11 protein-coding genes and 1 pseudogene are annotated in these 16,535 nt (G+C 72.0%); 6 read left to right on the forward strand and 6 right to left on the reverse strand.

The genetic code is table 11. The features are described from left to right. Positions 1-103 precede the first annotated feature (103 nt). Positions 104-505 carry a DUF3040 domain-containing protein gene (locus tag KBX71_RS21485; protein WP_124817678.1) on the forward strand — a complete coding sequence of 134 codons (402 nt, stop codon included), beginning with the start codon at positions 104-106 and terminating at the stop codon, positions 503-505. Between the two features lie 308 nt (positions 506-813). On the opposite strand, the gene KBX71_RS21490 is transcribed toward KBX71_RS21485, so the two are convergent. Genes KBX71_RS21490 through KBX71_RS21500 form a run of 3 tightly spaced genes read right to left on the reverse strand, consistent with a single transcriptional unit; the run spans position 814 to position 5,657 of the window. Beyond that, positions 814-3,285 carry a DUF3488 and transglutaminase-like domain-containing protein gene (locus tag KBX71_RS21490; protein WP_210819765.1) on the reverse strand — a complete coding sequence of 824 codons (2,472 nt, stop codon included), beginning with the start codon at positions 3,283-3,285 and terminating at the stop codon, positions 814-816. 16 nt (positions 3,286-3,301) lie between these two features. Further along, positions 3,302-4,600 (reverse strand): DUF58 domain-containing protein, encoded by a 1,299-nt coding sequence (locus tag KBX71_RS21495; protein ID WP_124817674.1) that lies wholly within the window; start codon positions 4,598-4,600, stop codon positions 3,302-3,304. Between the two features lies 1 nt (position 4,601). Continuing rightward, complete coding sequence (locus KBX71_RS21500; RefSeq protein WP_124817672.1) at positions 4,602-5,657, reverse strand: MoxR family ATPase; 1,056 nt, start codon at positions 5,655-5,657, stop codon at positions 4,602-4,604. A 403-nt stretch (positions 5,658-6,060) separates the two neighbouring features. On the opposite strand from KBX71_RS21500, the gene leuS reads away from it, so the two are divergent. Next, on the forward strand, positions 6,061-8,901 hold the full coding sequence (gene leuS / locus KBX71_RS21505; RefSeq protein WP_210819766.1) for a leucine--tRNA ligase: 2,841 nt from the start codon (positions 6,061-6,063) through the stop codon (positions 8,899-8,901). A gap of 105 nt (positions 8,902-9,006) precedes the next feature. Here the strand turns inward: leuS and KBX71_RS21510 are convergent, their stop codons facing one another. Genes KBX71_RS21510 through KBX71_RS21520 form a run of 3 tightly spaced genes read right to left on the reverse strand, consistent with a single transcriptional unit; the run spans position 9,007 to position 11,643 of the window. Beyond that, positions 9,007-9,690, reverse strand: coding sequence for a TVP38/TMEM64 family protein (locus KBX71_RS21510; protein WP_210819767.1), 684 nt, complete (start codon positions 9,688-9,690; stop codon positions 9,007-9,009). Then, positions 9,687-10,406 (reverse strand): type 1 glutamine amidotransferase, encoded by a 720-nt coding sequence (locus KBX71_RS21515; protein WP_196925380.1) that lies wholly within the window; start codon positions 10,404-10,406, stop codon positions 9,687-9,689. The genes KBX71_RS21510 and KBX71_RS21515 overlap by 4 nt, the downstream gene beginning before the upstream one ends. Further along, complete coding sequence (locus tag KBX71_RS21520) at positions 10,396-11,643, reverse strand: MurT ligase domain-containing protein (RefSeq protein WP_091407686.1); 1,248 nt, start codon at positions 11,641-11,643, stop codon at positions 10,396-10,398. The genes KBX71_RS21515 and KBX71_RS21520 overlap by 11 nt, the downstream gene beginning before the upstream one ends. 355 nt (positions 11,644-11,998) lie before the next feature. On the opposite strand from KBX71_RS21520, the gene mraZ reads away from it, so the two are divergent. From mraZ to KBX71_RS21540, 4 genes and pseudogenes are all read left to right on the forward strand, one after another. Further along, positions 11,999-12,430: a division/cell wall cluster transcriptional repressor MraZ gene (gene mraZ / locus KBX71_RS21525; RefSeq protein ID WP_124817664.1), complete on the forward strand. Its 432-nt coding sequence runs from the start codon at positions 11,999-12,001 to the stop codon at positions 12,428-12,430. A 206-nt stretch (positions 12,431-12,636) separates the two neighbouring features. Continuing rightward, positions 12,637-13,747 (forward strand): annotated as a pseudogene (gene rsmH / locus KBX71_RS21530) (16S rRNA (cytosine(1402)-N(4))-methyltransferase RsmH). Then, positions 13,737-14,342: a hypothetical protein gene (locus tag KBX71_RS21535; protein ID WP_124815113.1), complete on the forward strand. Its 606-nt coding sequence runs from the start codon at positions 13,737-13,739 to the stop codon at positions 14,340-14,342. Before rsmH ends, KBX71_RS21535 begins: the two are co-directional and overlap by 11 nt. A gap of 3 nt (positions 14,343-14,345) precedes the next feature. Continuing rightward, on the forward strand, positions 14,346-16,487 hold the full coding sequence (locus KBX71_RS21540; RefSeq protein WP_210819768.1) for a penicillin-binding protein 2: 2,142 nt from the start codon (positions 14,346-14,348) through the stop codon (positions 16,485-16,487). The last annotated feature ends 48 nt before the right edge of the window (positions 16,488-16,535 follow it).

Genomic DNA, 16,535 nt, shown 5'->3' on the forward strand with positions numbered 1-16,535 from the left:
CCGACGCGCGACCCCCCTCGTAGACTTGCGGGTAAGCAGCCGGTTGGCTGCCACGGTCTGTCGGCCCGAGTGGGCCCGACCAACGTGACCGGGGAGGAGTGCCGTGCCGCTCTCGGAGCACGAGCAGCGGCTGTTCGAGCAGATCGAGCGGTCGCTTGCCGAGGACCCCAAATTCGCCTCGGCCGTGCGCGCCAGCGATCCGCGCTTTCATGCGCGGCGTCGCCTGCTCGTCGCCGCCGGCGTCATCATCGCTGGCTTGGCTCTACTGGTCTATGGCGCGGTGATCAAGACTCCACCGCTGGCGGTGGCGGGCTTCGTCGTCATGCTGGCGTCGGCGGCGTTCGCGGTGCAGTCGCACCGGCGGGCGCAGTCACCCGACCTGCACGTGGTGGGCGGCACGACGAGTCGTCGTCGTCCCCGCGGCGGTGGCCGATCCGGTCGCCGGTCGTCAATCCTGGACCGCATGGAGGACAGGTGGCGGCAGCGCCCGGAGGGGCACCGCTGAGCCGGTCCCGCCGCTGAGGCGGGCCGTACGCCGCGACGAGCGGTCGCCGGGCACCAGCCCCCGGCGACCTCTGTGGTATCCGCGCGCCCTTCTCCGCTGCGCGCCGTCTCCGCCGCGCCCCCTCCCGCATGATCGTGCTCGATCCTGGAAGTAGTGGCATCGTGCGCGAGGCGAAGGGCCTCTTTCCTGGATCGAGCACGACCTTGGGTGGCCCGCCCGTAGTCGGTGAGCCGCCGCGCCCCCGGTCGCATCCGCACAGGACGACGTCGACCCGACGAACCCCACCCCGGCGCCGGGGTGGGGTTCGGTCAGCGAGCGGCCCGGTCGGCCAGCAGCCGTCGAGGGTTCCACCGCAGCAGTCGGTACCGGGTCCGCCCGGTGAGCGCCACCATTCGGCCGGACCTGTCCGCCAGGGTGGTGCGCCACCGCAGCAGCACCGAGGGCGGCAGCACGGCGGCGAGCAGGCGGGTCCGTCTGTCCGCCCGCGTGGCGAGTGCCCCACGGACGGCGCGTAGCGCCGGCAGCAACCGCTCACCGGTCAGCGGATCCCGCGCGTAGCGGGCCCGTTCCTCCGCCCGGCCGAGCAGCCGCGCCGACCCGATCGCGGCGTCGTCGTCGAGGGCGTCCCGGACAAGCCGGTCCGCGGTCGCCCTGGGCGTCTCGGTCAGATCAACCGGGACCCGGAAGTCCACGAGCGTGTCGAGCAGCTCCGACCAGGCGGCGTGCGCGTCCGCGCGGGCCCGGTTGGCGTCCACGCCGACCACCACCTGTCGCGCCCCCGGCTCGCTGTCGCCGTCGACCCCGGCGGAGGCCATCGCCCCGCTCACCTCGCGGCCACCCCGTCGACGGCGCAGCGCCATCCGGCGCAGAGCGGGCACCGCGAGCAGTGCCAGCAGGGCCACCAGACCCGCCGCCCACCAGGGCCAGACCGGTGGCTGCTCGTTCGGCGTCGTCCCACCGAGAGCAAGCCCGTCGTCGGTGTCCCGGTCGGCGTTGTCCGAGCCGGCCGGCCCGGCCGAGGCTTCCGGGCCCGTCGGGGTGCCCGTGACGCCGGTGTCCGGGCTGGTCGGCTCCGCCGCGTCAGTGTCCGGCGCCCAGGCCGACCGGGTGGAGCCGGGCACCCCGTACGCCGGGGTGGCGTCGAACGGCACCCAACCCGCCCCGTCGAAGTAGACCTCGGTCCAGGCGTGCAGGTTGAGGTTGGTCAACGTGAAGGTGTCACCGTCGCGCTTGCTGCCGTTGGTGAACCCGAACGCCACCCGCGCCGGGATACCGGCCGCGCGGACGAGCCAGGCCATCGCGGCGGCGTACTGCTGGCAGTAGCCGACCTTGTTCGTCAGAAAATTGACGATGTCCTGACCGCTGCTGCCGCTCTCGGTGCTCAACCGGTAGCTGAACCCGTTGTCCGCCGAGAAGTGCTGGTAGATCGCCAACACCCGGTCGTAGTCCGTCCGCTTGCCCTGGACCAACCCCTTGACCAAGTCCTCCACCTCGGGCACCGCCCCGGGAGTGGCGGTCATCTGTCGGCGTACCGGATGGTCGGTCGGCAGTGGTTGCGCGCCCCGCAGCGAGGTGGGCGTGAAGGTCGAGCGGACGTAGTCGAAGGAGTACTTCCGCCCCCGGGAGTTCTCCCGGTTGGAGAAGACGACCTGCTGGTTGGTGTCGTAGAGCCAGTTGTCGCTGAGGTCGTCGGTGCGGGTCGGCTCGGCGTACACCGGCATCAGCGACATGTTCAGGTTCTTGGTGACCTCGACGGTCGCCTGGTAGGTGGTCTGCTTCACGCCCTGGCCGGCGCGGTCGGCCGGATCCGGGAGGTCCCGGTTGACCGACCGGCCGCTGGGGTTGCGCGCCTGGAAACCACTGGGGCGCAGCTCGTCGGCGACCGCGTAACGCAGGTAGAACGGGCTCTGCTCGGACGTCTTCACCTTGACCAGGTCGGCTACCTGGGACTGGTTGAGCTGGCCGGCGAGCGAGGCGAACAGGTCGATCCGACCCGACGTGCCGCCCGAGCCGGCCCCGTTGCCGTTGCCGTTGCCCGGCGTTCGGCTGAGCGAGTCGAGCAGGCCGCCGGTCATGCCGGGCACCGCCAGCGGCAGCGCCACCGCCAGGGCCACCCCGACCGCCGCGAGCCGGCGGCCGGCGGACGCCAACGGCGAGGCCTCCCACACGTCGACGTCGCGGCCGTCACCTGTGAACCGGCGCCCGAAGCGGCGTACCCGGTCGACGTTGTCGGTGACCAGCAGCCAGAGGTAACCGGCGGCGCCCACCACGAACGGCGCCGCGGGGACGCTGTCCACGTAGACGGCGACCGGCACCGAGTAGATCGCGAGCATCGGCAGACCCGCCAGTGCGGGCCGGCGCAGCCCCACGGCCAGGACGTCCACCAGCACGGCGACCCCGCCGACGCCGAGCACGGCGATGAACAGCAGCGGGTCCGTGTCCGGGACCTCGACCCCGTACGAGCGCATGTCCTGCATGGAGCCGGCGAGCAGATCGCCGAAGTACGCGAACGTGCCCGGGGTGGGCAGGATCGCGAGCAACTCCTCACCGCTGGGGAACAGCCAGGTCAGGGCGAGCATCAGGCCGGCCAGCATGCCCAGCACCTGACCCCACAGCGGTGCTCGGGCGAGGCGGGTCAACGCGGCGACCCCGGCCACCACGGCGACCGCGATGATGGACTCGATCAACCACGTCCAGCCCTGGAAGATGGCCGACAGCGGCGCGGCGGCCAGCAGCGTGGCAGCGGCCGCCACCACGCCGATGTTCCGACTGCTGATCATGAGGGGAGCCTTCCGTTCATCGCACACCACCGGCGACCGTCTCGGCCAGCGCGGCCCGCAGGGCGAACCCCTGGGCACCTCGGCCGACCTGCGGCCACAGCGTCGGCAGCCGGCCGCCGTGGTCGACGCCGACCACCCGCCAGCCGCTCTGCAGCATGGCGAGGACGGCGGCCGCGTGGGCGTGCTCCGCCTCGGCCCGGGCCTTCTCCGGCAGGCTGAGCCAGGTGGAGCTGTTCAGGAGGAAGCCGACGCAGGTGGCGCCGTTGCCCCGCAGCCCGGCCAGCAACTCCGCCTCGGCCACGCTCACCGTGCCGAACAGGCCGATGATCAGACCGCCGTCGGCGCGTTGGCGGACCCGCTGCACGAGGCCGGTGAGCTCGGCGCGCTGATCCAGTCGTACCTCCGCGAGGTGGTCGAGCAGCGCACCGTCCCCGCCGGCCTCCGAGGCGTCCACATCCGCCCCCGAGCCGGTGACCAGGCGCAACTTGTAACCGGCCTGCCGCAGGTGGACGGCGATGCTCGCGGCGGCCGAGACCGACCACTCGAAACTGGCCGTCGGCCCCTCGCCGCGGTGCCCGTACGCCCGGGTGTCCAGGACGACTGTGGCCCGGCTCTCCCACGGTTGTTCCTCGCGGCGCACCATCAGCTCGCCGGTGCGGGCCGTGGACTTCCAGTGCACCCGGCGCAGGTCGTCGCCGCGCCGGTACTCCCGGGTCGCCGCGTCGTCCTCGCCGTGCACCGCCACCGAGCGGGCCCGGCTGTCGCCGCTGCCCGCGTACTCCCCGGGAAGCCGGACCGACGGCAGTGGGGTGACCTGCGGGATGACCGTCAGGTGGTCGGTGCTGGGGAAGGAGCGGGTGAGTTCGCAGAGACCGAACGGGTCGGTCATCCGGACGACCAGCGGGCCCACGTCGTAGCGGCCCCGCACGTCGGCCCGTACGGTGTACGCCACGGAGCTGGCCTGGTGGGCGCCGAGCCGCTCCAACACCACCCGGGGCCGGCTGCCCAGCGCGTAGGGCAGCCGGTCCTCCAGGAGCAGGGTGCCGGTCGGCAGCCGGGAGAGGTTCTGCAGGCGCAGCACCACCCGGGAGTTGGCGCCGACCGGAACCCGGTGCGGGTCCAGCGAACGGTTGCAGGCCAGCTTGTAGCGGCTCCGCCCGACGTAGGCGGCGGCCAGCAACGGCAGGATGGCCAACAGGACGGCCACCCGGAGCAGGTCCTTCTCGCCGAGGATGCCGGCCGAGATCGCCGCCGCGACCGCGGCGGCGAGGAAGGACCGCCCGCGGGTGGTCAGCCCGCGTAGCCCGGCACGCACGTCATGGCCTCCGCGGCTCGTAGGGTGCGCGACCGTTGCCGGTGGCGGGGGGTCGGGTGTCGTACGGGTTGCGCTGCCGGTCGTGGGGCAGCGGCAGGCGGTGCACCAGCTCGGAGACGATCGCGTCGGTGGTGCGTCGAGCGAGCTGCGCGTCGGCGGTCGGGATGATCCGGTGGGCGAGCACCGGCACCGCCAGGGCCTGCAGGTCGTCGGGGAGGACGTAGTCGCGGCCCTCCAGGGCGGCGACCGCCCGGGCGGTGCGCAGCAGTTGCAGGGTCGCCCGGGGGGACGCGCCGAGCCGTAGGTCGGGAGCCTCGCGGGTGGCGGTGACCAGGTCGATCGCGTACTGCTTGACCGCGTCGGCGACGTGCACCTGCCGGACGGTGGCGATCAGCTGCCGGACGATGGCCGCGTCGGAGACCGCGCGCAGCTCGTTCAGCGGGTCGGTGGCGCCGTGCCCGTCGAGCATGGCCAGCTCGGCGTGGGAGTCCGGGTAACCCATCGCGATGCGGGCGGTGAACCGGTCGCGCTGCGCCTCCGGTAGCGGGTAGGTCCCCTCCATCTCGATCGGGTTCTGGGTGGCGATCACCATGAACGGGGTCTGGAGCTGGTACGTCACCCCGTCGACGGTGACCTGCCGCTCCTCCATGCACTCCAGCAACGCCGACTGGGTCTTCGGCGAGGCCCGGTTGATCTCGTCGCCGACCACCAGGTTGGCGAACACGGCACCGGGGCGGAACTCGAAGTCGTGCGTCTCCTGGTTGTAGACGCTGACCCCGGTGACGTCGCTGGGCAGCAGGTCGGGGGTGAACTGGATGCGCCGCACGGTGCAGTCGATGGACCGCGCGAGGGCCTTGGCCAGCTTGGTCTTGCCGACACCCGGGACGTCTTCGATCAGGAGGTGACCCTCGGCGAGCAGGACGGCCAGGGCGAGCCGCACGGTGGCGGTCTTACCCTCGATGACCTGCTCGATGTTGGCCACGATGGCCTCGCTGGCGGCGCGGAACTCGTCGTGCGGCAACAGGCCGCCCACCTCGTCCCAGGTCTGTTGTGTCACGGGCCTCCTCCTCGTCGCCATCACTGCAGCTCTCTAGAGAGCACCTGGACCCGCCGTTGGGTTCGCGACGTCGAGCCTCGTTTGCCGCAGGAATCTCACTGGTCTCTCAGGCTAACCATGTTTGTCGTTATCGCCGACCCCCGCAGGTAGTCCGTCGGTTACGCACCGATATTCGCCAGCTTGGGGGAACGGGGTTCGCCCGACGCGGGGGCCGGCAAGAGGATCCGTGGGCAAGGTACACTGCGGGGCATGGCCGGAGTCTTCCTGCTTCTTACCGGGCCGTGCTGATGCGCTGAACGCAGCGACAGCACGGCGGCCCCTCCTGCGCGAGGGGCTTTTTTGTGCCCGCCGCCGGCCCGGCCCGGTGGTGCCGAGACGAAGCGAAGCGAAGCGAGGAGAGACGATGAGTGAGGCAGCCGCACCGGCGGGCGACATTCCCCCGTTCCGGTACACCGCGGCCCTGGCCGACGAGATCGAGATTCGTTGGCAGGACACCTGGGCGCGCGAGGGCACCTTCCACGCACCGAACCCGACCGGCCCGCTGGCCGACCCGACCCACCCCCGCGCCGGCGCGGAGAAGCTGTACGTGCTGGACATGTTCCCGTACCCCTCCGGGGCGGGCCTGCACGTCGGCCACCCGCTGGGCTACATCGGCACCGACTGCTACGCCCGCTACCAGCGGATGGCCGGCCGCAACGTGCTGCACGCGATGGGCTTCGACGCGTTCGGCCTGCCCGCCGAGCAGTACGCGGTGCAGACCGGCACGCACCCCCGGACCACCACTGTCGCGAACATCGAGCGGTACAAGGCGCAGCTGCGGCGGCTGGGGCTGGCCCACGACGAGCGCCGCTCGGTGGCCACCATCGACACCGACTTCTACCGCTGGACCCAGTGGATCTTCCTGCAGATCTTCAACTCCTGGTACGACCGCGACGCCGGCCGGGCCCGTCCGATCGCCGAGCTGATCGCCGAGTTCGAGGGCGGTAACCGGTCCACCCCGGACGGCCGCGCCTGGGCCGAGCTGAGCGTCGCCGAGCGCCGCCAGGTCGTCGACGACCACCGCCTGGCGTACGTCTCGGAGGCGCCGGTCAACTGGTGCCCGGGGCTGGGCACCGTGCTGGCCAACGAGGAGGTCACCGCCGACGGCCGCTCCGACCGGGGCAACTTCCCGGTCTTCAGGCGCAACCTGAAGCAGTGGAAGATGCGGATCACCGCGTACGGTGACCGGCTGCTGGACGACCTGGACAGCCTGGACTGGCCCGAGCCGATCAAGCTGATGCAGCGCAACTGGATCGGCCGCTCCACGGGCGCCCACATCGACTTCCCGACCAGCGCGGCGCCGGTGCGGGTGTTCACGACCCGCCCGGACACCGTCTTCGGCGCCACCTACATGGTGCTGGCGCCCGAGCACGAGCTGGTCGACACGCTGGCGCCGGCCACCTGGCCGAACGGCACGAGGGACGCCTGGACCGGCGGGCACGCCAGCCCCCGGGAGGCCGTCGAGGCGTACCGCAAGGCTGCGGCCGCCAAGACCGACGTCGAGCGGCAGTCCGACACCAAGGAGAAGACCGGCGTCTTCATCGGCGCGTACGCCACCAACCCGGTCACCGGCGGGCAGATCCCGATCTTCATCGCGGACTACGTGCTGGCCGGCTACGGCACCGGCGCGATCATGGCGGTGCCGGCGCAGGACGAGCGGGACTGGGCGTTCGCCGAGGTCTTCGAGCTGCCCATCGTCCGTACCGTGCAGCCGGCGGAGGGCTTCGACGGCAAGGCGTACACCGGGGACGGTCCGGCGATCAACAGCGCCGCGCCCGAGCGCGGCCTGGACCTGGACGGCCTGGGGGTCGCCGACGCCAAGGCGGCGATCATCGCCTGGCTGGAGGCGAACGGGCACGGCACCGGCGCGGTGACCTACCGGCTGCGCGACTGGCTGTTCTCCCGGCAGCGGTACTGGGGCGAGCCGTTCCCGATCGTCTACGACGAGACCGGCGCGGCCATCGCGCTGCCCGAGGAGATGCTGCCTGTCGAGCTGCCGGAGGTGGACGACTTCTCCCCGAAGACGTTCGACGCCGACGACGCCAACAGCAACCCGGAGACCCCGCTGTCGCGGCGGCGCGACTGGGTCGAGGTCGAACTGGACCTGGGTGACGGGCCGAAGCGCTACACCCGGGAAACCAACGTGATGCCGCAGTGGGCCGGCTCCTGCTGGTACGAGCTGCGCTACCTGGACCCGACCAACAGTGAGCGGTTCGTCGACGCGGAGAACGAGCGGTACTGGATGGGCCCGCGCGCCGAGGGTGACTGCGGGGGCACCGACCTGTACGTCGGTGGCGCCGAGCACGCCGTGCTGCACCTGCTGTACGCGCGGTTCTGGCACAAGGTGCTGTTCGACCTGGGGCACGTGTCGTCGTTCGAGCCGTTCCGCAAGCTGTTCAACCAGGGCATGATCCAGGCGTACGCGTACACCGACTCGCGCGGCAGCTACGTGCAGGCCGAGGAGGTCTTCGAGCGCGACGGCGCCTACTACGTGGGCGATCTGGCGGTCAACCGCGAGTACGGCAAGATGGGCAAGTCGCTGAAGAACGTGGTGACCCCCGACGACATGTGCGCCGCCTACGGCGCGGACACCTTCCGGGTCTACGAGATGTCGATGGGCCCGCTGGAGGTGTCCCGACCCTGGGAGACCCGGGCGGTGGTCGGCTCGTACCGGTTCCTGCAGCGGGTGTGGCGGGTCGTCGTCGACGAGCAGACCGGCGACCTGCGGGTCACCGAGGACCCGGCCGACGAGGCGACCCGCCGGCTGCTGCACAAGGTGATCGACGGGGTCCGTGGCGACATGGACGACATCCGGTTCAACACCGCGATCGCCAAGCTGATCGAGCTGACCAACGGGCTGACCCGCCTGTCGGCCACGCCTCGCGAGGTGGCCGAGCCGCTGGTGCTGATGGTGGCGCCGTTCGCCCCGCACCTGGCCGAGGAGCTGTGGCGCAAGCTGGGCCACGACACCTCGCTGACGTACGCGGACTTCCCGACCGCCGATCCGGCGCTGCTGGTGGCCGACACGGTGACCTACCCGGTGCAGGTCAACGGCAAGGTCCGTGGCCGCATCGAGGTCCCCGCCGACGCCTCCGAGGACGCCGTTCGCGCTGCTGCCCTGGACGCGGTGGCGGCGACCCTGAACGGCAAGGAACCCCGCAAGGTCATCGTGGTCAAGGGCCGGATGGTCTCGGTCGTCGCCTGACCCCGCCCTCCAACCCCCGCGATCTTGCACTTTCTGTCGTCGACTTACCCCCTTCGAGGGGAATGTCGGTGCAGAAAGTGCAAGATCGCGGGGTGGGTCGTCGGGTTAGACCGGCATGGTGTGGCGGCGGCGTTCGGCGCGCCACCACTTGTGAACGAGGACCAGGCTGGCGATCAGGCCGAGGCTGGCCGGGGCGGCGGTGTACCAGTTGACGTGGCCGGGGGAGCTGACCGCCGCGCCGATCGCCGCGTACCCGAAGGCGGTCGGCGCGGACGCGATCACGCTGCCGGCCAGGAACGGCAGCACCCGTGCGCCGGTCGTGCCGTAGCCGTAGCTGACCAGCCCGAAGCCGGCGATCGGCAGCAGCCGGACGGTGACCACACCGAGCACGCTCTGCCGGGCGAACCAGCCGTCGAGGCGGGCCAGGCGACCGCGGACCCGTTCGGCCACGAACTCCCGACCGAGCAACCGGCCGACAGTGAACCCGATCGCCGCGGCCACCAGCGCGGCGCCCAGGGCGTACGCGGCACCCTCAACGGGACCGAAGATCGCGCCCGCGGCAAGCGTGATGAAGGTCCGGGGCACCAGCGCGACAAGCAGCAGCGCGCCCCCGAGGATCGCCGCCACCGGGGCGAGGTCGCCCAGCCGGTCGGCGACCAGCGGCAGCTGCGCCGGGTCCGGCCGGGGCACCAGGAGCAGCAGTAACCCGCACCCGCCGATCAGCAGCACGAGCAGGGCGAACCGCGCGGCCGACGGCTGCCGGAGCAGCCGCCGGACGGCACGGATCATGCCCGGGCGGCGGCCACCGCGGAGCGGCGCTCGTTGCGGAGCCGGTCCGACCAGGTGTCGTCCAACGGCGGGAGCTGGTGTGCCCCGGTGGCCCAGCGCAGCAGAAGGTCGGCCAGGGCCGGGTTGCGAGCCAGCGCCGGCCCGTGCGAGTAGGTGCCCAACAGCTTGCCGCGCCACGCGCCCTCGGTGGCGCCGTCGTTGCCCACCCCGGCGGTGACCCGGGCCAGCGGGGAGACCTCCGGGCCGAGGTGGGTGCGGCCGCCGTGGTTCTCGAAGCCGGTCAGCGGGGGCAGGCCCAGCCGAGGGTCGATCTCACCTGCCAGCTCGCCCACGGCCCGGCTCTCGCCCCGGTCGGACTGCAGGTCGAGCAACTCCAGCCCGCGGCACTGCACGCCCTTGGCGAAGAACGAGGTGCCGAGCAGTTGGTAGCCGGCGCAGACGCCGAACACGACAGAGCCCTGGGCGACCGCGCGGTGCAGGCCGCCGTCGGCGAGCAGCCGCTGGGCGCCGAGCGCCTGCGGGCCGTCCTCGCCACCGCCGACCAGGTAGATGTCGGCGGTCGCGGGCAGCCGCTGGTCGGAGCGGACCTCCAGCACCTCGACAGGCATCCCGCGTTGACGGGCCCGGCGGGCGAGGATCAGGGCGTTGCCCCGGTCTCCGTAGGTGGAGAGCAGGTCGGGGTAGATCCAGACGATGCGCAGACTCTCAGATGACACGGTCCAACTCCGCTCGGATGTCCTGGAACGCGGTGTAGTTCGCGATGACCTCCAGCCGCCCGGGCGGGACCGACCGGAGCGCGTCGTCGAACGTGCGGACGTGCTGGAACGGGACGTCGTTGACGTCCAGCCGGACCGCCAGGTCGTACGCCCGGTCGCCGGTGATCAACACCTGTCGGCCGCGGAGCGGGGCGAAGTCGACGTCGTACAGCCAGGAGGTGTCCAGACCGTCGGGGTCGCGCGCGTTGATGGAGAGCAGGGTCGGCGCGTCGTCGGCCATGTCGAACGCCTCCAGCCAACTGGCCGGGTTCTTGGCCAGCAGCAGCCGGATGTTGCGCCCGTCCTTGTCGACCTGGGCATAGCGGCCGGCCACCGAGGTGACGATGCCGAGGCGGGACACCGCGTCGACCGGGCGGACGCCGAACTCGGCGGCCACCGCCAGCGCGGTCGCCGCGTTGCCGAGGTTGACCTTGCCGGGCAGTTGGAGCGAGACCTTGTGCCAGGCGCCGGTGGGGTCGAGCACGCCCTCGTCCTCGACGACCCAGTGCGGCTCCGGTCGGCGCAGCGGGCAGCCGGTGCACCACCACTGCTCGCCGGAGCGCTGGATGGTGGAGCCGCACTCCGGGCAGACCCAGGAGTCGTCGTGCCAGCGCTGGCCGGCACTGAACCACGTCACGTGCGGCGGGTTGATGCCCCGGGCGGGGTCGCCCGGCGGTGTGGCGGCCCACACGACCAGCGGGTCGTCGGCGTTGGCCACCACCCGTACGTCGGTGTGCCGGACCAGCGCCGCGCGCCAGAGCTGCGCCATCATGGCGACCTCCTTGGCGCGGTCGAGCTGGTCGCGGGAGAGGTTCAGCAGTGCGACCACGTGTGGCTCGGTCGCCTCCAGCACCTGGGCGAGGTAGTGCTCGTCGACCTCCAGCACCGCGTACGGGGTGCTGCCGGCCTTGGCCAGCGCCGAGGTGTGCCCGCTGGGCATGTTGGCGCCGAACGAGTTGGTGGCGACCCGGCCGAGCACGCCGACCGCGGCGGAGGTCAACCGGGTGGTGGTGGTCTTGCCGTTGGTGCCGGAGACGAGCGCGATCGCGCGCCCGGCCGACAGGTGGGCCAGCAGGTCCGGGTCGATCTTCAGGCCGATCCATCCGCCGATCACCGAACCGTCGCCACGGCCGGCGGCCCGGGAGAGCGCCGCGGCGGTCCGTGACACGGAGCTGGCCACCTTGGCCCGTAGGGGCATTTTCGCGTCCGTCACGCGAGCGAGGTTACCGGACCGCCGGCCCCACCAGATCGCCGCCGACTGTGAACCGTTCGGCCGTGGTGGCTGCGCGGGCGGCCGGGTCGGTGTCACCCGGACGGAGTCGATCTATGTCGGAAAGCGGACCACGCCGAGGGGCGGCCGGAGCCCTCCACTGCGCTCCACCCCTTGTGACGTGCGGTTTTGTCGCCGGGTCAGCCGCGCCACGCGGGCGAATTTGGTTGCGGGTGGAGGGAAGTGGAGTAGAGTGGGGACCAATGGTGAGGCCGGGAGGGCTCACCGGCCCGGGGGGTCAGCGGCGCCGCGAACGCCGCTCAGGGGCGAGGGGGTTGGGCCGATGTTTCTCGGCACCCACACTCCGCGCCTGGACGAAAAGGGCCGGTTGATCCTTCCGGCCAAGTTTCGGGATGAGCTGGCGGGGGGTGTCGTGGTCACCAAAGGGCAGGAGCGCTGCCTCTACGTCTTCCCGACCCCTGAGTTCCAGCGGATCGCGGAGCAGTTGCGCGCACAGCCGATGACACACAAGGCGGCTCGGGCCTACAGCCGGGTTTTCTTCGCCAGCGCGCACGACGAGGTTCCGGACAAGCAGGGTCGGGTGACCATTCCGGCCCACCTGCGGGCCTATGCCGCGCTCGACCGCGAGTTGGTGGTGATCGGCGCGAGCACGCGGGTGGAGATCTGGGACAAGGTCGCCTGGGAGACCTACCTCGCCGACAGCGAAGACGACTTCGCCGACATTGAGGAGGGGGTGCTGCCCGGCGGTCTGTAGGGCGGTAACGGCGCCCGACGTACTGCGAGATCTCCAGCCGCTTTCGAGTTCCTGGCATCACTTCCCCGGTGCCAGGCGCACGATCCAGTCATTGGGCGACGGTCCGGTGTCAGGCGGGAGCGGATGGGGATCTGGCGGTACGACGGCAGCGCCGTCCGACGACAGGCGCACGAGAAGAACGGACGTTTCAACCAGTGGGGGTCAACATGGGGGAGTTGCGCGGCACGCACGTGCCGGTGCTGCTCGAGCGGTGCCTCGAGCTGCTGGCCCCCGCGCTGGGTCGAGGCGGCCGGACGGTCTACGTCGACGCGACGCTCGGTCTGGCCGGGCACGCGGAGGCGGTGCTCGAGGCGCATCCGGAGACGGTCCTGATCGGGCTCGACCGGGACACCGAGGCGCTCGCCCACGCGCGGGTCCGACTGGCCCGGTTCGCCGATCGGGTGCACCTGGAGCACGCCGTCTACGACGAGTTGCCGGACGTGCTGGACCGGCTGGGCTATCCGGCCATCGACGGCATCCTGTTCGACCTGGGTGTCTCGTCGTTGCAGCTGGACGCGCCCGACCGCGGGTTCGCGTACGCCCAGGACGCGCCGTTGGACATGCGGATGGACCAGACCCGGGGGGTGACCGCCGAAGAGGTGGTCAACACGTACGGGCATCCGAACCTGGCCCGGGTGCTGCGGGTCTACGGCGAGGAGAAGTTCGCCGGTCGGATCGCCTCGGCGATCATCCGGCAGCGGGAGCGGGCCCGGATCACCTCGTCCGCGCTCCTGGCGGAGTTGGTTCGGGACTCGATCCCGGCACCAGCCCGACGAACGGGTGGGCACCCGGCAAAGAGAACGTTTCAGGCTTTACGGATCGAGGTAAACAGAGAGCTGGCAGCGCTGGAGACAGCGTTGCCATCCGCACTCGACGCACTGACCGTGGGCGGTCGCATGGTGGTCCTGTCCTACCACTCGCTGGAGGACAGGCTCACCAAGGCGGCCCTCACGGACCGGGTCCGCAGTAAGGGCCCGATTGACCTCCCGGTCGAGCTTCCCGGGTCCGGTCCGACGTTCCGGCTGCTCAGCCGGGGCGCCGAACTGCCGGGGGAGGCGGAGGTCGCCGCGAACCCGCGGGCCGCCTCGGTGCGGCTGCGGGCCGCGGAGCGACTCGACCCGAACGCGACAGAGCAGGGGCGGACCGACCGCGAACGGTCTCGCCGACGGGTGAAGGGAATGCACCAACCGGGCACCGGGTCCGCCTGATCCGTGGGGGGTCAGGGGCACCGGGGACGGCAGAGGGACGGACGTTGAGGGGGAGGGACATGAGCATTGACAAGCGCGACCGCCGGGACGTCACCGGCGGCGGGCAGCGCGCACCGCGGTCGGGGGGCCGGACCGCGGCGGAGCGGGCTCCGCGCCTCGGGAACGGTACGCCACGCATCGATCGAGTGAAGCAGCAGGGGGAGACTCGCGCCCGGGGGGCGCGCGAGTTCCCGACTCAGGGCACCGCCGCGCTGCGACCGGTGGAGAAGGCGGCCAGCGCCACCAGCGCGCGCCCGCCGCGGCTGCGGGTGGCGCCGCCGCCGCCGATCTCGGTGCCGCGTGCGCCGTTCGCGGCGCTGATCGTGGTGCTGGTGGTCGGTGGGGTGCTGGGCATCCTGGCGGTCAACACCAAGATCAATGAGAACGCGTTCCGGCTGGAGCGGTTGCAGCAGCAGCAGGCTCGACTGGACCTGGAGAAGCAGCAACTGGACAAGCAGATCGCCGACGCCGAGGCGCCGGGCAACCTGACCGCCAACGCGAAGCGGCTGGGTCTGGTCGACGCTGGCGAGCCGGGCTACATCCGGCTGCCGGACGGCAAGACCATCGGTGTGCCGCAGCCGGCGAACGGCCAGCCGTCGGTGACCAGCCAGGGTGCGGGAGGCTGACCGGTGCCACCAAGGTCGGACGAGCCGCGCACCGGTGAGCCGGGCATCGGGGGCATCTCCGGCGCCAGGGCGTACACCCCGAGGGGTCGGACCGTCCGCGAGGAGCGCGGCACGCCGGCGCGCGGTCAGGGCGCCGAGCAGCGGCGTACGCCGCGCAGCACCCGGTCCGGTGATCCGTTCCGGCCGGCGTTGCAGGTGCTCGACGGTGGCCGGGCCGCCGCGCGGGTCGGCCGGCGTGACGCGCCGGCCGCCGGACGCGGTCAGGTGGTGCGCACCGTCACGCCGCGTACCCCCCGTGGCCCGGGTGGGGACGAGCCGCCGCCGCGTCGCCGGGCCACGCCTGGCGGACCGCGTCGCGCCGACCGCCCGGCGGCCCGGCGGCCGTCCCGCAAGCCGCGACGTCCGCCGAAGCTTGCCGACTCGCGGCTGCGGCTGCGGCTGGGCACCGTGCTCGCCCTGACCCTGTTCGCCGTCATCGGCATCCGGTTGATCTTCCTCCAGGCCGTCGACGCCCCGGCGTACGCCGGGGGCGGCGTCACCGACCGCCTCCGCACGGTCGAGCTGCCGGCGCCGCGCGGCGCGATCTACGACAGCACCGGCGCGCCGCTGGCCCGCAGTGTCGAGGCGCGGTACGTGTACGCCGACCCGACCGAGGTCGAGGATCAGGCGGGCACCGCGAAGGCGCTCTCCCCGCTGCTCGGCATTCCGGTGTCGAAGCTCATGGAGTTGATGAAGCCGCGCAAGCTGGAGAACGGCATCGCGTCCACGTTCGCCTACCTGGCCCGGGGCGTGGAGATCCCGACCGCCAAGCGGGTGCAGGCGCTGGAACTGCCCGGCATCGGGGTGCACCGCGACGAGCGCCGCGACGTGCCCGGCGGTGACCTGGCGGCCAACCTGATCGGCTTCACCAGCCAGGACATGGACGGGTTGGAAGGGCTGGAGGCCCGCTACGACGACGTGCTCGCCGGTCAGGACGGCAAACGGGTGTACGAGGCCGGCCTCGGCGACCTCGCCGCGCCCATTCCGGGCGGCTACAGCCGGACCACTCTCGCCAAGCCGGGCAGCTCGCTCTCCCTCACCATCGTCCGTGACCTGCAGTTCCGCACGCAGCAGATCCTCAGCGCGGGCATGTCCCAGGTGCCGGGCGGCACCGGTGCGGCAGTGGTCATGGAGATTCCCTCCGGCGCGGTGCTGGCCCAGGCCAGCAACCCCACCTACGACGCGGCGAAGCCGATGCCCAGCGACCCGGTCGCCCGGGAGGACGCCGCGACCAGCTTCGTGGTCGACCCCGGCTCGGTGCACAAGGCGATCACCTACGGAGCGGCGTTGCAGGAGGGGGTGATCACGCCGGACACCACGTTGCCGATCGCCAACAGCATCAAGATGGGCGACACCTGGTTCTCCGACACGCACCCGGCCAACGGCAAGCGGATGAGCGTGCCGGGGATGCTCGCCTACTCGTCCAACGTCGGCACCATCACGATCGCCGACAAGCTCGGCCGGGACCGGCTGATCGACTACCAGAAGCGGTTCGGGCTGGGCAAGCCCACCGGCGAGGGGATGCCCGGGGAGGCAAGCGGCCGACTGCTGCCGGCCGACGAGTGGAGCGGCTCGTCGTACGGGTCGGTGCCGATCGGGCACAGCGTCGACGCCACACCGCTGCAGATGACCGCCGCGTACGCCGCCATCGCCAACAACGGCACGTACGTGCAGCCGCACCTGGTCAAGGAGGTGATCGGCCCGGACGGCAAGCGCACCCCCGCGCCAGCACCGGTGACCCGGTCGGTGCTCAGCCCGCAGAACGCGGCGGCCCTGCGCACCATGCTGGAGGCGGTCACCACCGTCGACGGCGCCACCGGCGTCACCGCAGCGGTCCCCAGCTACCGGGTCGCCGGCAAGACCGGCACCGGCTGGCGGCTGGTGAACGGCAAGAAGCAGCCCGGGGAGGTGTCCTCCTTCATCGGGATGGCTCCCGCCGAGAACCCCCGCTACGTGATCGCCGTCTTCGTCTACGCGCCCAACGGCGGGGGCGCGGCGATCGCCAATCCGGCGTTCCGCGACATGATGCAGTTCACTCTGCGTCACTATCGGGTGCCGCCCTCGACCGGCGGATCCGCGCCCAAGTTCGTGGTCTATCCGCGCTGAGCAGCGATGGCGGGACATCATCGGTGAGTGCCGACGAACCACCGGGGC

The organism is Micromonospora sp. D93, from assembly GCF_018070365.1.
GTDB lineage: Bacteria > Actinomycetota > Actinomycetes > Mycobacteriales > Micromonosporaceae > Micromonospora > Micromonospora ureilytica.

Coding starts and splice junctions, on each gene's coding strand:
- KBX71_RS21490 (WP_210819765.1), bottom strand. CDS start 3,285: ATGATCAGCAGTCGGAACATCGGCGTGGTGGCGGCCGCTGCCACGCTG.
- leuS (WP_210819766.1), top strand. CDS start 6,061: ATGAGTGAGGCAGCCGCACCGGCGGGCGACATTCCCCCGTTCCGGTAC.
- KBX71_RS21510 (WP_210819767.1), bottom strand. CDS start 9,690: ATGATCCGTGCCGTCCGGCGGCTGCTCCGGCAGCCGTCGGCCGCGCGG.
- KBX71_RS21520 (WP_091407686.1), bottom strand. CDS start 11,643: ATGCCCCTACGGGCCAAGGTGGCCAGCTCCGTGTCACGGACCGCCGCG.
- mraZ (WP_124817664.1), top strand. CDS start 11,999: ATGTTTCTCGGCACCCACACTCCGCGCCTGGACGAAAAGGGCCGGTTG.
- KBX71_RS21535 (WP_124815113.1), top strand. CDS start 13,737: ATGAGCATTGACAAGCGCGACCGCCGGGACGTCACCGGCGGCGGGCAG.